General features: G+C 74.2%; 21 protein-coding genes. 8 read left to right on the forward strand and 13 right to left on the reverse strand.

Annotated elements, in window-relative coordinates:
• Positions 1–42: 42 nt before the first annotated feature.
• From V6U89_RS23750 to V6U89_RS23760, 3 genes are read right to left on the reverse strand one after another with little or no spacing between them, the layout of a single operon-like run.
• Positions 43–1,203 carry an anhydro-N-acetylmuramic acid kinase gene (locus V6U89_RS23750; RefSeq protein WP_334573584.1) on the reverse strand — a complete coding sequence of 387 codons (1,161 nt, stop codon included), beginning with the start codon at positions 1,201–1,203 and terminating at the stop codon, positions 43–45.
• A gap of 12 nt (positions 1,204–1,215) precedes the next feature.
• Positions 1,216–2,481, reverse strand: coding sequence for a class I SAM-dependent RNA methyltransferase (locus tag V6U89_RS23755; protein WP_334573585.1), 1,266 nt, complete (start codon positions 2,479–2,481; stop codon positions 1,216–1,218).
• Positions 2,478–4,550 (reverse strand): APC family permease, encoded by a 2,073-nt coding sequence (locus V6U89_RS23760; protein ID WP_334573586.1) that lies wholly within the window; start codon positions 4,548–4,550, stop codon positions 2,478–2,480. The genes V6U89_RS23755 and V6U89_RS23760 overlap by 4 nt, the downstream gene beginning before the upstream one ends.
• A gap of 167 nt (positions 4,551–4,717) precedes the next feature.
• On the opposite strand from V6U89_RS23760, the gene V6U89_RS23765 reads away from it, so the two are divergent.
• Together V6U89_RS23765 and V6U89_RS23770 are read left to right on the forward strand one after the other, a co-directional pair.
• Positions 4,718–5,383, forward strand: a complete 666-nt coding sequence (locus V6U89_RS23765) for a potassium channel family protein (protein WP_334573587.1) — start codon at positions 4,718–4,720, stop codon at positions 5,381–5,383.
• Between the two features lie 2 nt (positions 5,384–5,385).
• Entirely contained in the window at positions 5,386–6,075 is a 690-nt protein-coding gene (locus tag V6U89_RS23770) for a potassium channel family protein (RefSeq protein ID WP_334573589.1), read from the forward strand.
• Positions 6,076–6,197: 122 nt separating this feature from the next.
• Here the strand turns inward: V6U89_RS23770 and V6U89_RS23775 are convergent, their stop codons facing one another.
• The 4 genes from V6U89_RS23775 to dut all read right to left on the reverse strand — a co-directional run bounded on the left by V6U89_RS23775 (position 6,198) and on the right by dut (position 8,834).
• Positions 6,198–6,875 carry a DUF3159 domain-containing protein gene (locus tag V6U89_RS23775; protein ID WP_334573591.1) on the reverse strand — a complete coding sequence of 226 codons (678 nt, stop codon included), beginning with the start codon at positions 6,873–6,875 and terminating at the stop codon, positions 6,198–6,200.
• Positions 6,872–7,252, reverse strand: coding sequence for an OB-fold nucleic acid binding domain-containing protein (locus tag V6U89_RS23780; RefSeq protein ID WP_154942867.1), 381 nt, complete (start codon positions 7,250–7,252; stop codon positions 6,872–6,874). Before V6U89_RS23780 ends, V6U89_RS23775 begins: the two co-directional genes overlap by 4 nt.
• A 360-nt stretch (positions 7,253–7,612) precedes the next feature.
• Entirely contained in the window at positions 7,613–8,281 is a 669-nt protein-coding gene (locus V6U89_RS23785; RefSeq protein WP_334573594.1) for a DUF3710 domain-containing protein, read from the reverse strand.
• Between the two features lie 25 nt (positions 8,282–8,306).
• Positions 8,307–8,834, reverse strand: a complete 528-nt coding sequence (dut, locus tag V6U89_RS23790; protein WP_334573596.1) for a dUTP diphosphatase — start codon at positions 8,832–8,834, stop codon at positions 8,307–8,309.
• 91 nt (positions 8,835–8,925) lie between these two features.
• Between dut and V6U89_RS23795 the strand changes: the two genes are divergently transcribed.
• Entirely contained in the window at positions 8,926–9,420 is a 495-nt protein-coding gene (locus tag V6U89_RS23795) for a DUF3093 domain-containing protein (RefSeq protein WP_211364601.1), read from the forward strand.
• Between the two features lie 4 nt (positions 9,421–9,424).
• Here the strand turns inward: V6U89_RS23795 and V6U89_RS23800 are convergent, their stop codons facing one another.
• Together V6U89_RS23800 and V6U89_RS23805 are read right to left on the reverse strand one after the other, a co-directional pair.
• Positions 9,425–10,303 carry a hypothetical protein gene (locus V6U89_RS23800; protein ID WP_442933976.1) on the reverse strand — a complete coding sequence of 293 codons (879 nt, stop codon included), beginning with the start codon at positions 10,301–10,303 and terminating at the stop codon, positions 9,425–9,427.
• Positions 10,304–10,912: 609 nt separating this feature from the next.
• Complete coding sequence (locus V6U89_RS23805) at positions 10,913–11,209, reverse strand: DUF4193 domain-containing protein (RefSeq protein WP_046565779.1); 297 nt, start codon at positions 11,207–11,209, stop codon at positions 10,913–10,915.
• A gap of 433 nt (positions 11,210–11,642) precedes the next feature.
• Between V6U89_RS23805 and V6U89_RS23810 the strand changes: the two genes are divergently transcribed.
• Entirely contained in the window at positions 11,643–12,158 is a 516-nt protein-coding gene (locus V6U89_RS23810) for a LytR C-terminal domain-containing protein (protein WP_334573658.1), read from the forward strand.
• Between the two features lie 221 nt (positions 12,159–12,379).
• On the opposite strand, the gene V6U89_RS23815 is transcribed toward V6U89_RS23810, so the two are convergent.
• On the reverse strand, positions 12,380–13,198 hold the full coding sequence (locus V6U89_RS23815) for an inositol monophosphatase family protein (RefSeq protein WP_334573598.1): 819 nt from the start codon (positions 13,196–13,198) through the stop codon (positions 12,380–12,382).
• Between the two features lie 287 nt (positions 13,199–13,485).
• Here V6U89_RS23815 and V6U89_RS23820 point away from each other — a divergent pair, with 287 nt between their 5' ends.
• Both V6U89_RS23820 and V6U89_RS23825 read left to right on the forward strand, forming a co-directional pair.
• Positions 13,486–15,099, forward strand: a complete 1,614-nt coding sequence (locus V6U89_RS23820; RefSeq protein ID WP_334573599.1) for an RNA polymerase sigma factor — start codon at positions 13,486–13,488, stop codon at positions 15,097–15,099.
• A 247-nt stretch (positions 15,100–15,346) separates the two neighbouring features.
• The gene (locus V6U89_RS23825) at positions 15,347–15,580 is read left to right on the forward strand and encodes a DUF7455 domain-containing protein (protein WP_088964796.1); all 234 of its coding nucleotides are present in this window, start codon (positions 15,347–15,349) and stop codon (positions 15,578–15,580) included.
• 213 nt (positions 15,581–15,793) lie between these two features.
• Here the strand turns inward: V6U89_RS23825 and V6U89_RS23830 are convergent, their stop codons facing one another.
• The 3 genes from V6U89_RS23830 to V6U89_RS23840 all read right to left on the reverse strand — a co-directional run bounded on the left by V6U89_RS23830 (position 15,794) and on the right by V6U89_RS23840 (position 18,670).
• A complete protein-coding gene (locus tag V6U89_RS23830; RefSeq protein WP_334573600.1) occupies positions 15,794–17,527 on the reverse strand; it encodes a DEAD/DEAH box helicase in 1,734 nt (577 codons plus the stop codon).
• 231 nt (positions 17,528–17,758) lie between these two features.
• On the reverse strand, positions 17,759–18,409 hold the full coding sequence (locus tag V6U89_RS23835) for a trimeric intracellular cation channel family protein (protein ID WP_334573601.1): 651 nt from the start codon (positions 18,407–18,409) through the stop codon (positions 17,759–17,761).
• A 42-nt stretch (positions 18,410–18,451) separates the two neighbouring features.
• Complete coding sequence (locus V6U89_RS23840) at positions 18,452–18,670, reverse strand: DUF3039 domain-containing protein (protein ID WP_088963331.1); 219 nt, start codon at positions 18,668–18,670, stop codon at positions 18,452–18,454.
• Between the two features lie 89 nt (positions 18,671–18,759).
• Between V6U89_RS23840 and V6U89_RS23845 the strand changes: the two genes are divergently transcribed.
• On the forward strand, positions 18,760–19,695 hold the full coding sequence (locus V6U89_RS23845; protein ID WP_334573604.1) for a pseudouridine-5'-phosphate glycosidase: 936 nt from the start codon (positions 18,760–18,762) through the stop codon (positions 19,693–19,695).
• Positions 19,692–20,591 carry a carbohydrate kinase family protein gene (locus tag V6U89_RS23850; RefSeq protein WP_334573606.1) on the forward strand — a complete coding sequence of 300 codons (900 nt, stop codon included), beginning with the start codon at positions 19,692–19,694 and terminating at the stop codon, positions 20,589–20,591. The genes V6U89_RS23845 and V6U89_RS23850 overlap by 4 nt, the downstream gene beginning before the upstream one ends.
• The last annotated feature ends 17 nt before the right edge of the window (positions 20,592–20,608 follow it).

The following is a 20,608-nucleotide window of genomic DNA, read 5'->3' on the forward strand; positions in this document are numbered from 1 at the left end:
CACCGCAGCTCGGCCGTGGATCATCCCAGCTGGTTCCCAGGTTCACGGCACGACGACCAGCCGCCGGGGCGGCGTGGGCGGGGTGGCGCCGTGCGGCGGCCCGGCCGGCGTCCAGGCGCCCAGCACGGCCGCCCGGCGGGCGCCGGTGACCGAGGGGATCGCCCCGGGCAGGCCGTGCCAGGAGAGCCAGCCGAGCAGGGCGAACGCGTACGCCTCCTTGGCCTGCGCCGGCACGCCCAGCTCGTCGGTGGTGCGCAGCCGCCAGCGCCCGGCGCCGAGGGCGGCCAGCCGGCCCAGCAGTGTGGGGTTGCGCACTCCCCCGCCGGCGACGACCACCTCGGTGACCCGGTGCCGGTCGCACGCGGCGGCCACCGTGCGGGCGGTCAGCTCGGTCAGGGTGGCCAGCACGTCGTCCGGGGCCACCGGCTCGCCCAGCGCGGCCAGCCGGTCGTCCAGGTAGCCGGCGTGGAACAGCTCCTTGCCGGTGGACTTGGGGGGCGGCGCGGCGTAGTAGGGCTCGGCGAGCAGCGCCTCCAGCAGAGCGTCGTGCACCAGGCCGGCGGCAGCGCGGGCGCCGTCGAGGTCGCAGGGGCGGCCGAGGAGCCGCCGGGCCGCCGCGTCGAGCAGCGCGTTGGCCGGTCCGACGTCGTACCCGAGGACCGGCGCGCCCGGGGCGACGACGGTGAGGTTGGCGATGCCGCCCAGGTTGAGCGCTGCCCGGGGCCCGCCGGCCGCGTCGAGCAGCAGCGCGTCGAAGGCCGGGACCAGCGGCGCGCCCTGACCGCCGGCGGCGACGTCCGCCGAGCGCAGGTCCGCCAGCACGGGTACGCCGACCCGGGCGGCCACCCGCGCCGGCGCGCCGAGCTGCAGGGTGCCCCGGGTGGTGCCGCCCTCGACCCAGTGGCAGACGGTCTGGCCGGGCGAGACCACCAGGTCGGCGCGCCCGCCGGCCAACTCGACGCCGAGCGCGGCGGCGGCGGCGAAGACCTCGCCGAGGGCGTTGTCCAGCCGGCAGACCGCCTCGATCGTGGTGGCCGCCGGGGGCAGCAGCGCGCCGATCGACTCGCGCAGGGCGTCGTCGTAGTCCAGCCCCCGGTGCCCGAGCGGACGCATCCGCAGGGTGTCGCCGTCGGCGGTGAACTCGGCGGCGACCACGTCCACCCCGTCGTACGAGGTGCCGGACATCAACCCGACGATCTTCATCGGGTCAGGCTGTCACCGGGCGGGCGGCAGGAGCAACCCGACCAGCTCGACGTGCTGGGTCATCGGGAACAGGTCGTACCCGCGCAGCCCGGCGAGCCGCCAGCCGAGCCCGGTGAAGGTGCGCACGTCCCGGGCGAAGGCGGCCGGGTCGCAGGCCACGTACGCGACCGCGCGCGGCCGGGCGGCGACCACGTCCCGCACCACCGGCGCGCCCGCGCCGGAGCGGGGCGGGTCGAGCACCACCAGGTCGACCGGGCCGGTGATCCGGCGGCGGGCCAGCGCGGTCTCCACCCGGGCGGCGACCACCTCCACCCGGGGCAGGTCGGCCAGGTTCTCCCGGGCGGCGGCGACCCCCTGCGCGGAGGACTCGACCAGGGTGATCCGGGCCTGCGGGCCGACCCGGGCGGCGAGGGCGGCGGCGAAGAGGCCGGCCCCGCCGTACAGGTCCCAGGCGGACTCGCCGGGGCGCGGGTCGAGCAGGTCGAGCACAGCCCCGACGAGGGTGTCGGCGGCGGCCGGGTGCACCTGCCAGAAACCGGCGGCGGGCAGCGTCCACTCCCGGCCGGCGGCCACCTCGCGGACGGTCTGCGGCCCGCTGACCGGGGTGGCCACCCCGTCGGTGACGGCGGCGACGGTGACGTCCCCGCCGGTGGAGGCGACGGTCTCGACCGCCTCGGCGTCCGGCCAGCGCGCGCCCGACGGGGTGAGCACCGGCAGCTCCCGGATCGCCGGGTGGGCGATCCGGCACCAGTCGATCGGCACCACCTCGTGCGAGCGGTGCTTGAGCAGCCCGGCCCGGCCGGCGGCGTCGACGGCGTACCGGACCCGGGAGCGCCAACCGAGCGGCCCGCCCGGCAGCGCCGCGACGGCCACCCCGAGCGCGTCCACCTCGGCGTCGGTGAGCCCGCCCAGCCGGGTGAGCTGCTCGCGCACCACGGCGGTCTTCCAGTCGAGCTGGGCGGCGGGGGTGACGTGTTGCAGGTCACAGCCTCCGCAGCGGCCGGGTTTCGCCCACGGGCACGGCTGTTCGACCCGGTCCGGCGACGCCTCGAGGATCTCCACCGCGTCGGCGCGGGCGAAGCCCTTGTGCAGCTCGGTGATCTCGGCGATCACCCGCTCGCCGGGCAGCGCGTGCCGGACGAAGACCACCTGGCCGTCGACCCGGGCCACGCAGTGCCCGCCGGGGGCGACCGCGCCGACGGTCAGCTCGACCCGCTCGGCCTCCTCCAGCCCGCGCCGCTCCCCCGCGCCCGGCACGCCGCCGGTCGGGCCGGTCACGACCGGTCCCCGCTCGACGGGCCGCTCTCGCCCGGCGGGGTGGAGACGACGGGTGGGACGCTCGGCGGCAGGGTGCTGCGCGGGGCCACCCGCGGCCCGCGGGCCGGGGTGCGGCTCAGGGTGGCGTCGAGGCGGTCGAGGTTCTTGCTGGCGGTCGAGGCGAGCTGCCAGGGCACGCTGGTCACCATCACGCCCGGCTCGAAGAGCAGACGTCCCTTGAGGCGCAGCGCGCTCTGGTTGTGCAGCAGGTTCTCCCACCAGCGGCCGACGACGTACTCGGGGATGAAGACGGTGACCACGTCCCGGGGCGACTCCCGGCGGGTGTTGGCCACGAAGTTGAGGATGGGCCGGGTGATCTCCCGGTACGGCGAGTCGACCACGGTGAGCGGGACGGGCAGCTCGCGCTGCTCCCACTCCGCCTGGAGCTGCCGGGTGTCCTTCTCGTCGACGTTCACCGTCACGGCGGTCAGCGTGTCCGGCCGGGTGGCCCGGGCGTACGCGATGGCCCGCAGGGTCGGCTGGTGCAGCTTGCTGACCAGCACGATGGCGTGGTTGCGGGCGGGCAGCACGCCCCGGACCTCGGTCGGCTCCAGCTCGGCGGCGACCCGGTCGTAGTGCCGGCGGATGGCGAGCATCACCAGGTAGATCACCGCCATCGCGGCGATCGCGATCCAGGCGCCGAGCAGGAACTTGGTCAGCAGCACGATGATCAGCACGGTGCCGGTCATCACCATGCCGAAGGCGTTGATCGCCCGGGACCGGATCATCCGGTGCCGGGCCTCCGGATCACGCTCGGTGCGCAGGTGCCGGTTCCAGTGCCGGATCATGCCTGCCTGGGAGAGCGTGAACGAGACGAACACCCCGACGATGTAGAGCTGGATGAGTTTGGTGACCTCGGCCTGGAAGCCGACGATCAGCACGATCGCGAAGACGGCCAGGAAGACGATGCCGTTGGAGAAGGCCAGCCGGTCGCCCCGGGTGTGGAACTGCCGGGGCAGGTAGCGGTCCTGGGCCAGGATCGAGCCGAGCACCGGGAAGCCGTTGAACGCGGTGTTCGCGGCCAGGAAGAGGATCAGCGCGGTCATCCCGGCGACCACGTAGAGCAGGATCGAACCGCTGCCGAAGACGGTCTCACCGAGCTGGGTGGTGACGGTCTTCTGCACGTAGCCCTCGGGGCCGGAGACGATCTGCAGCTCCGGGTTCTCCACGAACTGCAGGCCGGTCAGCCGGGACAGCCAGATGATGCCGACCAGCATGGCGACCGCGATGGTGCCGAGCAGCAGCAGGGTGGTCGCCGCGTTGCGGCTCTTGGGAGCCTTGAACGCGGGCACGCCGTTGGAGATGGCCTCCACACCGGTGAGCGCGGCGCAGCCCGAGGAGAAGGTCCGCAGCAGCAGGAAGATCAGGGCGAAACCGGTCACGCTGTGCTCGGCCTGGATCACCAGGTCGGCGCTGGGCGCGCGCAGGTCGTCGCCGAGCACGAAGTACCGCACCAGCCCGGTGAGGATCATCCCGACCATCACGATGATGAAGCCGTAGGTGGGGATCGCGAAGGCGGTGCCCGACTCGCGCAGGCCGCGCAGGTTCATCGCGGTGAGCAGCGCCACCGCGATGACCGCGATGAGCACCTTGTGGGTGGCCACGAAGGGCACCACCGAGCCCAGGTTCGCCACCCCGGAGGAGACCGACACCGCGACGGTGAGGACGTAGTCGACCATCAGCGCGCTGCCCACGGCCAGGCCGGCCCGCGCCCCGAGGTTGACGGTGGCCACCTCGTAGTCGCCGCCGCCCGACGGGTAGGCGTGCACGTTCTGCCGGTAGCTGGCGACCACGGTGAGCATCACCACGACCACCGCGAGGGCGATCCACGGCGAGAAGAGGAACGCCGAGGCCCCGGCGATGGAGAGGGTCAGCAGGATCTCGTCGGGCGCGTACGCCACGCTGGAGAGGGCGTCGGAGGCGAAGACCGGCAGGGCGATGCGCTTGGGGAGGAGGGTGTGCTGGAGCCGGTCGGACCGGAAGGGTCGACCGACGAGGAGTCGCTTCAGCAGCGAGGTGGGACTGGCCACAAGCGCTAAGGGTACGACCACCGCGCGCCGACCGTCGGGGGGTGCCTGATCACCACCGAGGCGCACCCGCGCGGTACGGTCGGTCCCCCGTCGGCGCGGCGGACGTGGCACGCTCGCAGAGAGCGCCGCCGTCCGCCGAACGGGCGGCACCGTTGGGAGGGACACCAGTGCATGTCGTGATCATGGGCTGTGGCCGGGTCGGCTCGACCCTCGCCCACAGCCTGGAGTCCCGGGGTCACTCGGTGGCGGTGATCGACCAGGACGCCGACGCGTTCCGCCGCCTCGGGCCCGACTTCGCCGGCATCACCGTCACCGGCGCGGGCTTCGACGGCGAGGTGCTGCGCCAGGCCGGCATCGAGCGGGCGGACGCCTTCGCCGCCGTCTCCAGCGGCGACAACTCCAACATCATCTCGGCCCGGCTGGCCCGCGAGACGTTCGGCGTCTCCCGGGTCGCCGCCCGCATCTACGACCAGCGCCGGGCGCAGGTCTACGAGCGGCTCGGCATCCCCACCGTGGCCACCGTCCGGTGGACGGCCGACCGGATGCTGCGGCACCTGGTCCCCGAGGGCAACATCGAGATCTTCCGCGACCCCACCAGCACCGTCTCGATCATCGAGGTGCCGGTGCACAAGGAGTGGGTCGGGCGGGCGCTGCACCAGCTGGAGGAGGCGGCCGGCGCGCGGGTGGCGTACCTGATCCGCTTCGGGATCGGCACGCTGCCCACCGCCTCCACCGTCGTGCAGGAGGGCGACCAGCTCTACGTGCTGGTCACCGACGACATCGCCGCCTCGGTCACCGCGGTGGCCGCGGCGCCGCCCGAAGGAGGGCTCTGAGCATGCGGATCGCCATCGCCGGTGCCGGCAACGTCGGCCGGTCGATCGCCCAGGAGCTGATCGACAACGGCCACCAGGTGATGCTGATCGAGCGCCAGCCCCGGATGCTGCGCCCGGACCGGGTGCCGGCCGCCGACTGGGTACTGGCCGACGCGTGCGAGCTGACCAGCCTGGAGGAGGCCAACGTCGCCGGCTGCGACGTGGTCGTCGCGGCGACCGGTGACGACAAGGTCAACCTGGTGGTGTCGCTGCTGGCCAAGACCGAGTTCGCGGTGCCCCGGGTGGTCGCCCGGGTCAACCGGGCCGAGAACGAGTGGCTCTTCACGGAGCAGTGGGGCGTCGACGTGGCGGTCAGCAAGCCGCGGGTGATGGCGGCGCTGGTCGAGGAGGCGGTCACCGTCGGCGACCTGGTCCGGCTGATGACCTTCCGGCAGGGCGAGGCGAACCTGGTCGAGATCACCCTGCCGCCGACCGCGCCCTACGTCGGCCAGCCGATCCACGCGGTGCCGATCCCCCGGGACGCCGCACTGGTGGCGATCCTGCGCGGCAAGCGGGTGCTGGTGCCCAGCCCGGACGACCCGATCGAGGCCGGCGACGAGCTGATCTTCGTCTGCACCGCCGAGGTCGAGGACGAGGTCCGCGCGGTGATCCTCGGCCCCGACAGCGTCGAGCGGACCCGCGGCAAGGGCTGAGCGCGACCGCCGCCGGCTCACAGGCGTTCAGCCCGCCGCACGGCGGTGCGGGCGTCCTCGGTGACGGAGAAGGCCGGGAGCGCCGGCCGACTTCCGCCGCGCCCGGGGTGGGCCGGACGGGCTCAGGCGCCGGGCAGCGGCTGCGGCGCGCCCTGCCGGGTCACCCGGCGGACCGCCCAGACGGTGATCAGCAGCAGCAGCGCGTACGGCGGGTAGCCCAGCGCCAGCCGTGCCACGCCCAGCGCGGTGTCCTGGTGGGCCAGGTAGAGCCCGGCCTGCACGCCCACCTTGGCCAGCCAGACCACGCCCCAGAGCACGGTGAGCTGGGTGAAGGTGCGTACCAGCCGGGGATCGTCGCGCCACTCGGAGCGCCCCTTGGCAACCAGCACCGACCAGATCCAGCCGACCAGCGGCTGGCGGATCGCCGCCGAGATCAGCAGGGCCACCCCGTAGGCGATGCCGTAGAGGATGCCGGGGAGGTAGAAGTCCCGCTCGTCGCCGGTGCGCCAGGCGATGAACGCGCCGATGCCGATGCCGACGAGCCCGTTGACCGCGTGCCGGACCGGGCGCCGCTGAGCCAGCCGCGCGACGGCGATCAGCACCGCCACCCCGACCGAGGCGATCACGGCGGGCCGCAGGTCGCCCACGATGTTGGCGAGCACGAAGACCAGCACGGGGATGCTGGACTCGACCAGGCCCCGCCAGCCGCCGAGCTGGTCGGCCATCTGCTCGGCGAGGCTGGGCAGCTGCCCGTCGTCCTCCGGGTGCGGCGCGGTGGCCGGCTGCTGTCCCGTCGTCACTTCGGCGACTCCAGCTCGTAGTACGGGTTATAGATGACCTTGCGGTCGTCCCGGACGGCCACCCGGCCGCGGGCGGTGAGGTGCCGCCCCGGCTCGATGCCGGCGATGTGCCGCCGGCCCAGCCAGACCAGGGTCACCACGTCGCTGCCGTCGTAGAGGTCCGCCTCCAGGGTGGGCAGGTTGGTCCGCGGGGTGTAGACCACGGTGCGGAGCCGGCCGGTGACCGAGACCACCTGGCCGCGCGTGCACTGCCGGGCCGGCACCCCGCCGCACTCGGCGCTCTCCCGTTGCAGCTCCTGCGCCTCGATCTCGGCCTCGCTCGCGGTGAGCCGCCGCAGGATGCGCCGTAGCGACACCCGGCCCTCGTCGGTCGTCATGACCTCCGCGCCACCCTCTCCACGCTGACCGGCCCGCGCCGGCACTGGCCCGGCCCCGCCGATGCCGGAACCGTCCCGCCAGCGTACGCCGATCCCGCCCGCCGGACCGGTCCGGCGTACCCGCGACGGCCGGCGGGCGGGCGGAGCTGGCCGGACCCGGTCCACCGGCCCCCGGCGACGGGTGGGCCCACCGAGACGGCCGGCGGGCGGGCAGAGCCCCCCGGACCCGCCCACCGGCCCCCGGCGACGGGTGGCCCACCGGGGCGGGCGGAGCCGGGCGGGACCGGCCGGACACGGCACCGGGCCCGGCTCCGTCGGTGGACGGTGCCGGGCCCGGTGAAGTGGTCGTTGCCGGGCCGGTCAGGCCTCGCGCGGGGCGGGTGCCGGAGCGCCGCCCTCGCCACCCTCGGCCTGCTCGGCGACCTCGCGGGGCAGCCGCAGCGGCAGCGGCTCGCGGACCGGCTTCGCCTCCTGCCCCCGGTCGACGACCAGGCCGTCCAGGCACTCCCCCAGCGGCCCGGCCGCGGCCGGGTCGGTGGCGGCAGCGCCCTGGTAGACACCGCGAACCATCCAGCGCGGCCCGTCGATGCCGACGAAACGCAGGTCGGTCAGGCCGTCCGGGGTGCGGACCCGGGCGTGCAGCTCGGTGCCGTACTCGCCCTCGACCTCCTGGGCGGCGGCACCGTCGGCGAAGAGGGACTGGCGGATCTCCTCGCGCACCTCGTCCCAGATGCCCTCAGAGCGGGGCGCGGCGAAGACCCCGAGCTGGAGGGCGTTCTCCCCGTGCACCAGCACGACCTGCTGGATCACACCCTGCGGGTCGGCCTGCACGCGCACCTCGACGCCGGGCACCGCCGGGATGTGCAGGCTGCCCAGATCGAGCCGCTCTACGCCCTCCGGCGCCTCCGAGCTGTCGTACGGACCGCGCGACGGACCCGTCGGCTCGGCGTCGTACGAGTCGAGGACCTCGGCGGCCCGGTCGTCACGGGCACCCCGCCCGCCGTCGGCCCGCTTCCGGCTGAAGATCACTGCGCCCACCCTCCGCTGTTCGCACTCACCCTGCCACCTCTTCCGTCTGTCCGCCCGCCCGGTCGGGATCTTCCCGTCGACCGGTCGCGGGCGGCGGCACCAGACCGGCGTGTCCGCCGGTCGAGCCGTGTCCACCGGCCCCGCGCCGCGAGCCGGGCAGCTCGGCCACCGGCTGGAAATCCGCCCGCTCCACCCGCTGGACAACGAGCTGCGCGATGCGATCGCCACGGGAGATCTTCGCCGGCGTGTGCCGATCATGGTTGATCAGGTTGACCAGGATCTCACCCCGGTAGCCGGCGTCGACCGTACCGGGCGCGTTGAGCACCGTCACGCCGAGCCTGGCGGCCAGGCCGGAGCGCGGGTGCACCAGGCCGACGTACCCCTCCGGCAGCGCCAGCGCCACCCCGGTCGGCACCAGGGCCCGGCCGCCGGGAGGCAGCTCGACGTCCGCGGCGGCCACCAGGTCGGCCCCGGCGTCACCGGGATGGGCGTACGCGGGCAGCGGAAGCTCCGGGTCGAGCTGCCGCACGGGCACGGGTACGACGTGGGTCACGATGCTCCCTCTTCCGTCGGGTTCGTGGGCTGGCCCTGCCATCCTGCCGGGTCGCACGGCCACCGCGCGCCGTACCCTCGCAGGTGTGAGCGTGTCGCCTTCCCCGTCCTCGCCGGCCCCGCGCACCGCGGCGGCCGCGGAGCACTCCGAACGGCTGAGTCTGCCCTGGTGGCTCTGGGTGGTCGGGCTGGCCCTGTCCGGGCTGCTGGCCGCCGAGGTGTGGATGGGCGCCCCCGGGGTGCGGGCCTGGCTGCCCTTCGTGGTCCTCCCGCCGGCGACGGCGGTCGCGCTGTGGTGGCTGGGCAGGGTCCGGGTGGCGGTGCGCGACGGCGAACTGTTCGTGGACGACGCCCACCTGCCGGTGCGGTACGTGGCGGACGTGGTGCCGTTGGACGCCGCCGGGCGCCGGGAGGTCCTCGGCGTGGGCGCGGATCCGCTGGCCTTCGTGGTGCAGCGGCCCTGGATCGGCGGCGCGGTGCAGGTGGTGCTGGACGATCCGGCCGACCCGACCCCGTTCTGGGTGGTCAGCACCCGTCACCCGGTCGAGCTGGCCCGCGCGGTCATGGCCGCCCGCGACGCGGCCTGACCCCTCAGGGCAGCGCCAGCCGGCCGCCGGGCAGCGCCCCGCCCTTGCGGCGCAGGTCCCGGCGGATCTCGTCGGCGAGGGTCCTGGTGGCCCGCCCGTTGAGGTAGCTGGCCACGGCCGCGCCGGTGAGGAACGGCCCCAGCGTGGTCAGGTTGCGCCCGAACCGCTTGAGCAGGGTGTCGCGCAGCTCCCTGCGGGCCGCGGTGCCGAGCACCGCGCCGACGCCCACCCCGGGCGTCATCGGGTTGATCCCGCGTTGGTTGGCCCAGGACTGCATCAGGGCGACCGCCCGCTGGCTGCCGCCGGTGGCCAGCGGCACGTGGTAGACCTCGTGCAGTTCGCCGATGAGCTTCAGCTCGATCGCCACCACGGCGACGGTCTCGGCGGCCAGCAGCACGGGCGCCGAGAGCAGGGTCGGGGTGGCCACCCACTCCACGGCGGCGACGCCGCCGCCGGCCGCACCCACCCCGGCGGTGGCCCGGGCGGCGTTGCGCACCAGCCGCTCGGCGAGCGCCTCGTCGTCCAGCCCAGGGAAGTGCCGGCGCAGCGTGGCCAGGTCCCGGACCGGGATGTGCGGCGCCACGTCGGAGACCGTGTCGGTCATCCAGCGCAGCGCGGCCTTCGGCTTGAACAGGTCGGCCAGCCCACGGGCGCGGGCCAGCCCCACCAGCCGGGTGAGCAGTTGACGGCGGCGGGCCGGCTCGATGTCGTCGGCGGTCAGCGCGGCGACGGTCGCGCCGAGTTCCTCCGCGGCCCGGTCGGCCGATTCCGGCGGGCCCGCGCCGAGGGTGCCGCCGGCCGCGCCACCGGACGTCGGGCCGGCGGTGGACGGTGCCGCCTGCCGGGCACCGGTGGCCCCGGCGCCCGGGAGGTGCCGGCGCAGGTCCCGGACCGGGATGTGCGGCGCCACGTTGGAGACCGTGTCGGTCATCCGGCGCAGCGCGGCCTTCGGCTTGGACAGGTCGGCCAGCCCGCGGGCGCGCGCCAGCAGTTGACGGCCGCGGGCCGGATCGCTGTCGTCGGCGGTCAGCGCGGCGGCGCTCTCACCGGATTCCTCAGCGGCCCGGTCGGCCGATTTCGGCTTGCCGGACGGCGTGTCGAAGGTGCCCCCGGCCGCTCCGGCCGCGCCACCGGACGTCGGGTGCCCACCGGACGTCGGGTCCCCACCGGACGTCCGGGCACCGGTGGTCCCGGTGCGCGGACCGCCGGTGACGGTGCCGTCCGGGCGGTGGGTGGCACCCGAATCCGGGCTCGTCGTGGCTCCCGGCTGCGCCGGGGCGTCCGCCCCGGCACCGGAGCGCGGCCCGGTCGGCGTACCCCCCGCCGAGCCACCGGCCCGCTCGTCACGTTCGCTCATGCCGCCCGACCTCCCGTGCTCCCGGCGGCGTGGTCACCGCCCGTTACGAGTCAAGCAGCTCCCCGCCGCCCCCGCACGGCAGCTCGAGCAGCGGCGGCCCCGTCGTGGCGGCCGCCGCCGATGTGCGGTTCGGGGTCAGACGCACTCGCGGCAGATCAGCTCGCCGTTGCGCTCGACCGCCAGCTGGCTCCGGTGGTGGACCAGGAAGCAGCGGCCGCAACGGAACTCGTCCTGCTGCATCGGCAGGACCTTGACGGTCAGCTCCTCGTCGGCCAGGTCGGCGCCGGGCAGCTCGAAGCTCTCGGCCACCTCGGCCTCGTCGACGTCCACGGCGCCCGACTGTGAGTCGACCCGCCGGGCCTTGAGCTCTTCCAGGCTGTCCTCGCCGAGGTCGACCTCGTCGCGACGCGGGGCGTCGTAGTCGGTGGCCATCGGTTCACTCTCCCATATCGATATTGTCGCTTCCGGTTGTAACGCCGGACGACGTTGTTTCGGTTCCCACTGGCCGGCCACCCTTTGTGTCGGTCACCCGACCCGCCGGCCGCTCTGGCCGGGGGCCGACAGGGGCTCCCCCAGCGAGCGCGGAACCTTACCCCCCTCGGGCGAGGCATGTATACCGCCCTCGTGGCTGAGATGTACGCCCCAGCACCCCGAGTTGTTCCCAATGTGACTCAGGCGACACGAAGATAGGGGTAGTAGTACCCGCTTCCCGGATGGCGCGCCGGCATGTCGGACTGTTTCCACGCGACGGTCGGACAACCGTTAACCTCAGCGGCGTACTCGACGGCCGGCGGGGCGGCCCGACCACCGGCTGGCCGCCGCCACCCATCACTGTCCGGGGAGCGCCCAGATGAGTTTTGCGCGAGTGCGAGCACTCGTTGTCGTCGGTCTGCTGGCGGTGGTCGCCCTGGTCTTCGTCGTCGTCGCCATGGTGCGGGACACGCAGGGCAAGGCGGGCGCCGCCGGGGGCTGCCCCGAGGGCTGGCCGCTCGCCGACATCACCCTACGCGAGCCGAAGGACGTGAAGATCAACGTCTTCAACGCCACCGACCAGATCGGCCTGGCCGGCAACATCGCCGACGACTTCCGCAACCGGAAGTTCCAGGTGAAGAAGACGGCCACCGCGCCGAAGGGCGTCGACGAGGTGGCGGTGCTGCGCTACGGCCCCAAGGGCGTCGGCTCCGCGCACCTGCTGCGGGCCTACTTCCTGAACAACGCCGAGCCCGTCTACGACGCCAAGCGCAAGGACGACACCGTCGACGTCGTGCTGGGCAACGGCTTCCAGCAGCTGGCCACCACCACCGAGGTGAACCAGTCCCTGGGCGACCTGGGCGCGCCCGAGGCGCCCGCCGGCTCCTGCCCGATGCCGGTCGAGAAGTGACCGATCCGTCGGCCGGGCCGGCGGACCGACCAGACTGATCTGACCGAAACGGCGGTGTCCCCCAGGACACCGCCGTTTCGCTGTCGGAGATCCGGTCATCGCGCCGGCCACCGTGACCACCGCCCCGGCTCCGATCGCAGAGCGGACCGGCCCACGTCGGCCGGGCCCGGACGGTCAAGAGCCGCCGGAGGCCCCGGCCCACGTCGGCCGGGTCCGGGCGGTCAGGGGCCGCCGGAGGCGTCGAGGTCGGCGAGCCGGTCGTGCAGCGGCGCGAAGAGCGCCGGCGGCGCGGCGATCACCAGGTCCGGGCCGGCCGGCAGGCCGCCCAGCCCGGCGACCCGCAGTCCCGCCTCGGCGGCCACCAGGCCGCCGGCCGCCTGGTCCCAGGCGGCCAGCCCCTTCTCGTAGTAGGCGTCCACCCGCCCCTCGGCGGCCAGGCAGAGGTCCAGCGCGGCGGCGCCGAGCCGGCGGATGTCGCGGACGTGCGGGATCAGTTCGGCGATCACCCGGGCCTGGTGCGAACGGCGCGCCGGGTCGTAGCCGAATCCGGTGGCGACCAGCGCCTGGCCCAGGTCGACCTCGGTCGAGCAGCGCAGTCGCTGCCCGTCGCGCCAGGCCCCGCCGCCCGCGGTGGCGGTCCACTCCTCCCCGGTGGCCACGTTGCGCACCACCCCGGCGACCACCTCGCCGTCGACCTCGGCGGCCAGCGACACCGCGCAGTACGGCAGCCCGTAGAGGTAGTTGACGGTGCCGTCGATCGGGTCGACGATCCAGCGCACCCCGCTGATCGCACCGTCGGCCGCCCCGGCGCCGTACTCCTCGCCGAGAACGGCGTCGTCGGGGCGTACCCGGTGCAGCGCGTCGAGGACCTGGCGCTCGACGGCGCGGTCCGCGGCGGTGACCACGTCCGTGACGGTGCTCTTGGTCGCGGCGACCGACACCCCCTCGGCGCGCATCCGGTGCGCGGTGGCCGCGGCCTGCCGGGCGACGTCGATCGCGATCGTGAGCAGTTCGGCCGGCGCCGGCGCCGAACGAGTCATGGTTCGTCCCCTTCCCGCACGATCGGGACGACCCGCCGTGCGCGCGGGTATCATCCTTACAAAGTCCATATGTGCGCCGAATCGGCGGTCCCCGCCGCCGGTACGCCGTGCGCCGCAGGATGATCGCCGCAGACGGCGTTACAATTCACCCTGCCCACGCGCCACGGACCGCCGCCGGACGGACGGCCCGGGACACGGGGGTCCCTCAACGACATCGCCCGGCACGGTGCCCCACGCTGCGCCGGACGACCCGGCCGTGCTCGCTCTTCGCCTCCGGAAGGTCATTCGTGACAGAACCCCGCCAGACCGGCGCCGACGTTCGCTCGCTCACCGACACCCTGATCGCCCACGCGCAGAGCGCCGGCGGCCAGTTGACGTCGGCCCAGCTCGCGCGCACCGTCGAGTCCGCTGAGGTGACCCCGGCCCAGGCCAAGAAGATCCTGCGGGCGCTCTCCGATGCGGGGGTGACCGTGGTCGTGGACGGCTCGGCCAGCACCCGTCGTCGGGTCGCCGCGGCCCGGTCCGCCACCCCGGCCTCGCGTGCCACCACCGCCAAGACCACCAAGAAGGCCGCGGCGCCCGCCCCCAAGCAGGCGCCCGCCGCCGACGAGGCCCCGGCGCCCGCCCCGCGCAAGGCGGCGCCGCGCAAGGCCGCCGCCACCACCGCCGAGGTGGCCGCCAAGGCCGCCGCGCCGGCCGCCAAGGCGACGAAGTCCACCCGCGCCACCAAGGCGACGGTGGCCGCTGCCGGCAAGGCCACCAAGGCCGCCGCCGGCAAGGCCCAGGGCGAGGGTGCCGAGGGCGAGATCGACCCCGAGGAGCTCGCGGCCGCGATCGAGGACGTGGTGGTCGAGGAGCCGGCCGAGCTGACCAAGGCCGCCGAGGCCGACGCGGCCAGCTCCGCCACGGACAACGACTTCGAGTGGGACGACGAGGAGTCCGAGGCGCTCAAGCAGGCGCGTCGTGACGCCGAGCTCACCGCCTCGGCCGACTCCGTCCGGGCGTACCTCAAGCAGATCGGCAAGGTTCCGCTGCTCAACGCGGAGCAGGAGGTGGAGCTCGCCAAGCGGATCGAGGCCGGGCTCTACGCCGCCGAGCGGCTGCGCGCGGCCGAGGAGGGTGAGGAGAAGCTCACCCGCGACATGCAGCGGGACCTGGGCTGGATCTCCCGCGACGGCGAGCGCGCCAAGAACCACCTGCTGGAGGCCAACCTCCGCCTGGTCGTCTCGCTGGCCAAGCGCTACACCGGCCGCGGCATGGCCTTCCTGGACCTGATCCAGGAGGGCAACCTCGGTCTGATCCGCGCGGTCGAGAAGTTCGACTACACCAAGGGCTACAAGTTCTCCACGTACGCCACCTGGTGGATCCGGCAGGCGATCACCCGGGCGATGGCCGACCAGGCCCGCACCATCCGCATCCCGGTGCACATGGTCGAGGTGATCAACAAGCTCGGCCGGATCCAGCGCGAGCTGCTCCAGGACCTGGGCCGCGAGCCCACCCCGGAGGAGCTGGCCAAGGAGATGGACATCACACCGGAGAAGGTGCTGGAGATCCAGCAGTACGCCCGGGAGCCCATCTCGCTCGACCAGACCATCGGCGACGAGGGCGACAGCCAGCTCGGTGACTTCATCGAGGACTCCGAGGCCGTCGTCGCGGTCGACGCCGTCTCCTTCTCGCTGCTGCAGGACCAGCTCCAGCAGGTGCTGCAGACGCTCTCCGAGCGTGAGGCGGGCGTGGTACGCCTGCGCTTCGGCCTGACCGACGGTCAGCCGCGCACCCTGGACGAGATCGGCCAGGTGTACGGGGTGACCCGGGAGCGGATCCGGCAGATCGAGTCCAAGACCATGTCCAAGCTGCGTCACCCGTCCCGTTCCCAGGTGCTCCGCGACTACCTGGACTGACCCCTTCACGTCAACCAGCCGTGTCGGTTTGACCACTAGCCGTAGAACACTCAAAGGTGATCCGTCGGTTGCCTGTTTGTGATCGTTGACGTGGCACCCTTGGCACACGGCACACTGTCTCCCTGCCAGGTGTGACCTCGGTCGCCCGCGGGCACACGGGGAAGGCAGGGCCCGACGAGGGTGTTGCACGATGGGTGAGCAACGACCGAAGAGAGTGTTCATCGGTGACGACCAGAGGAGGAAGGCGATGACCCCGACCCTCACGCCGCCGCCCGAGACGGTGGCTCCCCCAGCCGCCGATGAACGGTGCGACCGCTGCAATGCTGCCGGCAAGCTCCGGATCACTCTGGCGGGTGGGAGCGAGCTGGTGTTCTGTGGGCACCACGCGAACAAGTACGCGGAGGATCTCGTGAAGATCACCGTGAAGTACGCGACGGACCCGGAGTTCAGCTGGCGTGGCGCCGATCTGATGGCGAACTGAATCCGCAACCACATAACGACGACATAGCCGGCCGGGAGCCCCAAAGGGCTCCCGGCCGGCTTCGTCTGCGCTCTGTCCCCCCACCGCGCCCGCGCCCCGCGCCCCGGATCCGCGCACTTTCACGGAATGAGTGACCTCGACGCGCCGAATGGCCACGCTTTCCCTGAAAGTGCGGGGGCCGCCGGGACGGCTCGGACCGTTGGGGTGGAGGGGTTAGAGGGTTTGGACGGTGGCGATGCGCTCTTCGAGCTGCTCGATGGTCGCCTGGGCGCTGGGTGGGCCGCCGCAGAGGCGGCGCAGCTCGGCGTGGATCTTGCCGTGCGGCTGGCCGGTGCGGTGGTGCCGGGCGGCCACCAGGGCGTTCAGCTGGCGGCGCAGGGCCACCCGACGCTGGGCGGCACTCATCGGTGCCGCCGGCGCCGCGGGGGCGTCAGCGGCCGGCTCAGCGGTCTGCGTGGCCGCCCGTCGGCGCTGCGCCGCGAGCTGTTCGGCCTGCCGCTTGGTGAGCAGCATGGAGACCTGGTCGGCGGTGAGCAGACCGGGCAGGCCGAGGTATTCCTCCTCCTCGGGGGTGCCGGCCTGGGCGGCGGTGCCGAAGGAGGCGCCGTCGAAGATGACCTGGTCCAGCTCGGCGGTCGCGGAGAGCGCGGTGAAGCGCTTCTCCAGCTCACCGCTGGCCTGGTCGTCGCGTTGGGCGCGCTCCAGCAGGTCGTCGTCGAAGCCGTCGGACTCCTTGGGCTTGCCGAGCACGTGGTCCCGCTCGGCCTCCATCTCGCTGGCCAGTCCGAGCAGGTGCGGCACGCTCGGCACGAAGACCGAGGCGGTCTCCCCCGGTCGCCTGGCCCGCACGAAACGCCCGATCGCCTGGGCGAAGTAGAGCGGCGTGCTGGCACTGGTGGCGTAGACGCCGACCGCCAGCCGGGGAATGTCGACGCCCTCGGACACCATCCGGACCGCGACCAGCCAGCGCTGCTCGGACGCCGCGAACGTCGCGATCCGCGCGGAGGCCCCCACGTCGTCGGAGAGCACCACCGCGGCCTTCTCGCCGGTCACCTGCTCGATCAGCTTCGCGTACGAGCGGGCGTTCTGCTGGTCGCTGGCGATGACGAGGCCACCCGCGTCCGGCATGCCGGCGTTGCGCAGCACGGTCAGCCGGGCGTCGGCGGCCCGGAGCACCTGGGGCATCCAGTCGCCGGCCGGGTCCAGGGCGGTACGCCAGGCCTGCGCCACCAGGTCCTGCGTCATCGGCTCGCCCAGCCGCGCCGCCAGCTCGTCGCCGGCGTTGGTGCGCCACCGGGTCTCCCCCGAGTACGCCAGGAAGAGCACCGGCCGGACCACGCCGTCGCGCAGCGCGTCGGAGTAGCCGTAGACCGAGTCGGCGCGGGAGCGCAGCAGCCCGTCGCCGCCGCGCTCGTAGCTGACAAACGGGATGGGGTTGTCGTCGGAGCGGAACGGCGTACCGGTGAGCATCAGCCGGCGTACCGCGGGCTCGAAGGCGGCCTTGACCCCGTCGCCCCAGGACCGGGAGTCGCCGGCGTGGTGGATCTCGTCGAGGATGACCAGCGTGCGCCGGGTCATGGTGCGCCGCCGGTGCACCTGCGGGGCCATGCCGACCTGGGCGTAGGTGACGACCGCGCCGTGGAAGTCGGCGGAGGAGTGCACGTCGGCGTTGCGGAACGCGGCGTCGAGCTGGATGCCGACCCGGGCGGCGGCGCTCGCCCACTGGGTCTTCAGGTGCTCGGTCGGGGCGACCACGGTGACCGCCTCGACGGTGCCGTCCACCAGCAGCTCGGCGGCGATCCGCAGGGCGAAGGTGGTCTTGCCGGCGCCGGGGGTGGCGACCGCGGTGAAGTCGTCGGTGCGGCGGCGCAGGTACTCCACCATCGCCTTGCGTTGCCAGGCACGCAGGGGCGGGAACGTCTCTAGCGCCGGCAACCGGGCTGCCACGCGAGGCTCCTCTCCGACCGCACCATGGCGGACCCCGGCCGAGGGCCACGGGTACCGCCGCCCATGAAAACGCCTCCGCGCAGAAGATGCCGCGAAGGCCGACTCAGCATAACCAGCGGACGCCGCTCGCCCCACTCGACGCCACGCTGGTCACATCCGCCACCCCCGCCCGCGCCCCGCCCGACCCGCTCTGCGGCGGGCCGGCGCGGCGCGGTGTGAAGAGGTGGGTGGTCAGGTCTGGGGGCCGCGAACCCCGGTCTTCGGGGGTCGCAGGGTGGCCACCGGAGCCGACCAGCGCCGTCGCAGCGCCACCAGCCGCAGCGCGAAGACCAGCAGGGCGGCGGCGGTCAGCGGCCCGGTGCCGGCGCGTCCGGTGGCGTCGAGCAGGGCCACCGCGATCGCGCCGGCCAGCGCGGCCACCGCGTAGATCTCCCGGCGCAGCACCACCGGGATCTCGGCGGTGAGCAGGTCACGGCCCAGCCCGCCGCCGATGGCGGTGAGCATGCCGATCACGCAGGCGCCGACCGGCGGCACGTGGGCGTCGAGCGCCTTGAGCGTGCCGGTGACCGTGAACAGCGCGAGGCCCGCCGCGTCCAGCACCAGCACGGTGGTGCGCAGCCGGGCCAGCTGCGGGTGCAGCCAGAAGACGGCGGCGGCGGTCACCGCGGCGGTGGTGGCGTACCGCCAGTCGGCGAAGGCCAGCGGGGGCACCTCGTCGATGGCCAGGTCACGGAAGATCCCGCCGCCGAGTGCGGCCACGAAGCCGACGAAGACGACGCCGAAGAGGTCGAGTCGTTTGGCCACCGCCGCGGAGGCCCCGGAGGCGGCGAATACGGCCACCCCGGTCAGGTCGGCGAAGAGCAGGGCGGTGGAGGTGGTCACACCGCCGAAGAGTACGGGGGCGGCCGGACCGGCCGCCCGGGATCACTCGCCGTACGAGTCGTAGATCTCCTTGCACTTCGGGCAGACCGGCGAGCCGGGCTTGGCCGCCTTGGTCACCGGGAACGTCTCGCCGCAGAGCGCCACGACGAACGTACCCATGACGGCACTTTCGGCGATCTTCTCCTTGCGGACGTAGTGGAACATCTCCGGACCGGTGTCCGCGTCCTTCAGCTCCGGCCGTTCAAGAATCTGTGTGCTCACTGTTGCCACCTCCAACTTTCCAGTTTGGCAGGTCGGTGGGGGCCGGTCCACCGCAGCCCACCCCGACGGCGGCCCGTACGGTAACGGAGGTGACCAACTTTCACACCCGTCTCGGCGCTGAGGTCGCCGACGCCCTGCGTGACGGTCGACCGGTCGTCGCCCTGGAGAGCACCATCGTCTCGCACGGTCTGCCCCGACCGGACAACCTGCGAGTGGCCCGCCGGATCGAGCGGGCCGTACGGGAGGCCGGCGCGGTCCCGGCCACCATCGGAATGGTCGGCGGCGAGCTGGTGGTGGGGCTCGACGACGCCCAGCTCACCCGGCTCGCCACCGTCGACGGAGTGAGCAAACTCTCCGTACGCGATCTGGCGGTGGCCGCCGCCACCGGCGCGGACGGCGCCACCACGGTGGCCGCCACCAGCGCGGTCGCCGCGGCGGCCGGGATCGGTGTCTTCGCCACCGGCGGGCTGGGCGGCGTGCACCGGGAGGCGGCACAGACCTTCGACGAGTCCGCCGACCTGGTCACCCTGGCCCGGACGCCGATCGCGGTGGTCTGCGCCGGGGTGAAATCGATCCTCGACGTGGGCGCGACGCTGGAGCGCCTGGAGACCCTCGGCGTGGGCGTGGTCGGCTACCGCACCCGGCGGTTCCCCGGCTTCTACCTGACCGACGCCGGCTTCGACCTGGACTGGTCGGTGGACTCCCCGGAGCAGGTGGCGGACGTGCTGGCCGCCCGGGAGCAGCAGGGCGTGCACGGCGGCGGGCTGATCGTGGCCAACCCGCTGCCGACCGACGAGCAGCTCGACCCGGCGCTGCACGACCGGACCCTCGCCGAGGGCCTCGCCCGGCTGGGCCGCGATCAGGTGACCGGCAAGGCGGTGACCCCGTTCCTGCTGGCCCACTTCCACTCGGCCACCGAGGGCGCCAGCCTGGCGGTGAACGTGCGGATCATCCTGCGCAACGCCGAGTTGGCCGCCCGGATCGCCGTCGCCGCGGCCGCCCTGCGCACCGACGCGCCGGCATGACCGGCCCGTCCCGGGTGGTCGTGGTCGGTGACCTGATCACCGATGTGGTGGCGGTGCTGGCCGGGCCGCTGGCCACCGGCTCGGACACCCCGGCGACGATCCAGGTCAGCGGGGGTGGCCAGGCGGCCAACACCGCGGCGTGGATCGCGGCGCAGGGCGTGCCGGTGACGCTCGTGGGCGCGGTCGGCGACGACAGCGCCGGGCGGGACCGGGTGGCCGAGCTGGAGCGGGTCGGCGTGGAGTGCGCCGTCGAGGTGCATCCGGGCGGCGCCACCGGCACGGTGATCGTGCTGGCCACCGCCGGGGAACGCACGATGGTCACCGAGCGCGGCGCGAACCTGCGGCTGACCGTCGAGCACGTCGAGCGGGCGCTGGCCGCGGCGCCGGACGCCGCGCACCTGCACCTGTCCGGGTACTGCCTGCTGGACGCCGCGTCGCGGCCGGCCGGGCTGGCGGCGCTGGCCGCCGCCCGCGCGCGGGGGCTCACCACCAGCGTCGACGCGGCGTCCGCGGCGCCGCTGCGGCGGGTCGGCGCGGCGGCCTTCCTGTCCTGGGTACGCGACGTCGACCTGCTCCTGGTCAACGCGGACGAGGCCGGGGTGCTCGCCGGCGGACTGGACCCGGGGGCGCAGGCACGGGCGCTGTCGGTGTCGGCCCGTCGGGTGGTGGTGAAGCGGGGCGAGGCCGGCGCGGTGTGGGTCGATCGGAGCGCGACGGTGAGCGTGGCGCCCGCCCGGCGGGTCGCGGTGGTCGACGTCACCGGCGCCGGGGACGCCTTCGCGGCGGGCCTGCTGACGGCCTGGCTGGGCGGCGCGGAGCCGCGGGCGGCACTGGGCCGGGCCGGTGATCTCGGGGCGCTGGCCGTCTCGACGGTGGGCGCCCGGCCGACGGGCTGACCGAACCCATCGGGCAA

This window comes from Micromonospora sp. CPCC 206171, assembly GCF_036906755.1.
GTDB classification, from domain to species: domain Bacteria; phylum Actinomycetota; class Actinomycetes; order Mycobacteriales; family Micromonosporaceae; genus Micromonospora; species Micromonospora purpureochromogenes.

What these genes read in the sequence shown, in the direction of transcription:
- V6U89_RS23750 (WP_334573584.1), bottom strand. Translation starts at nt 1,203, where the DNA reads ATGAAGATCGTCGGGTTGATGTCCGGCACCTCGTACGACGGGGTGGAC.
- V6U89_RS23770 (WP_334573589.1), top strand. Translation starts at nt 5,386, where the DNA reads ATGCGGATCGCCATCGCCGGTGCCGGCAACGTCGGCCGGTCGATCGCC.
- V6U89_RS23780 (WP_154942867.1), bottom strand. Translation starts at nt 7,252, where the DNA reads ATGACGACCGACGAGGGCCGGGTGTCGCTACGGCGCATCCTGCGGCGG.
- V6U89_RS23805 (WP_046565779.1), bottom strand. Translation starts at nt 11,209, where the DNA reads ATGGCCACCGACTACGACGCCCCGCGTCGCGACGAGGTCGACCTCGGC.
- V6U89_RS23815 (WP_334573598.1), bottom strand. Translation starts at nt 13,198, where the DNA reads ATGACTCGTTCGGCGCCGGCGCCGGCCGAACTGCTCACGATCGCGATC.
- V6U89_RS23825 (WP_088964796.1), top strand. Translation starts at nt 15,347, where the DNA reads ATGACCCCGACCCTCACGCCGCCGCCCGAGACGGTGGCTCCCCCAGCC.
- V6U89_RS23850 (WP_334573606.1), top strand. Translation starts at nt 19,692, where the DNA reads ATGACCGGCCCGTCCCGGGTGGTCGTGGTCGGTGACCTGATCACCGAT.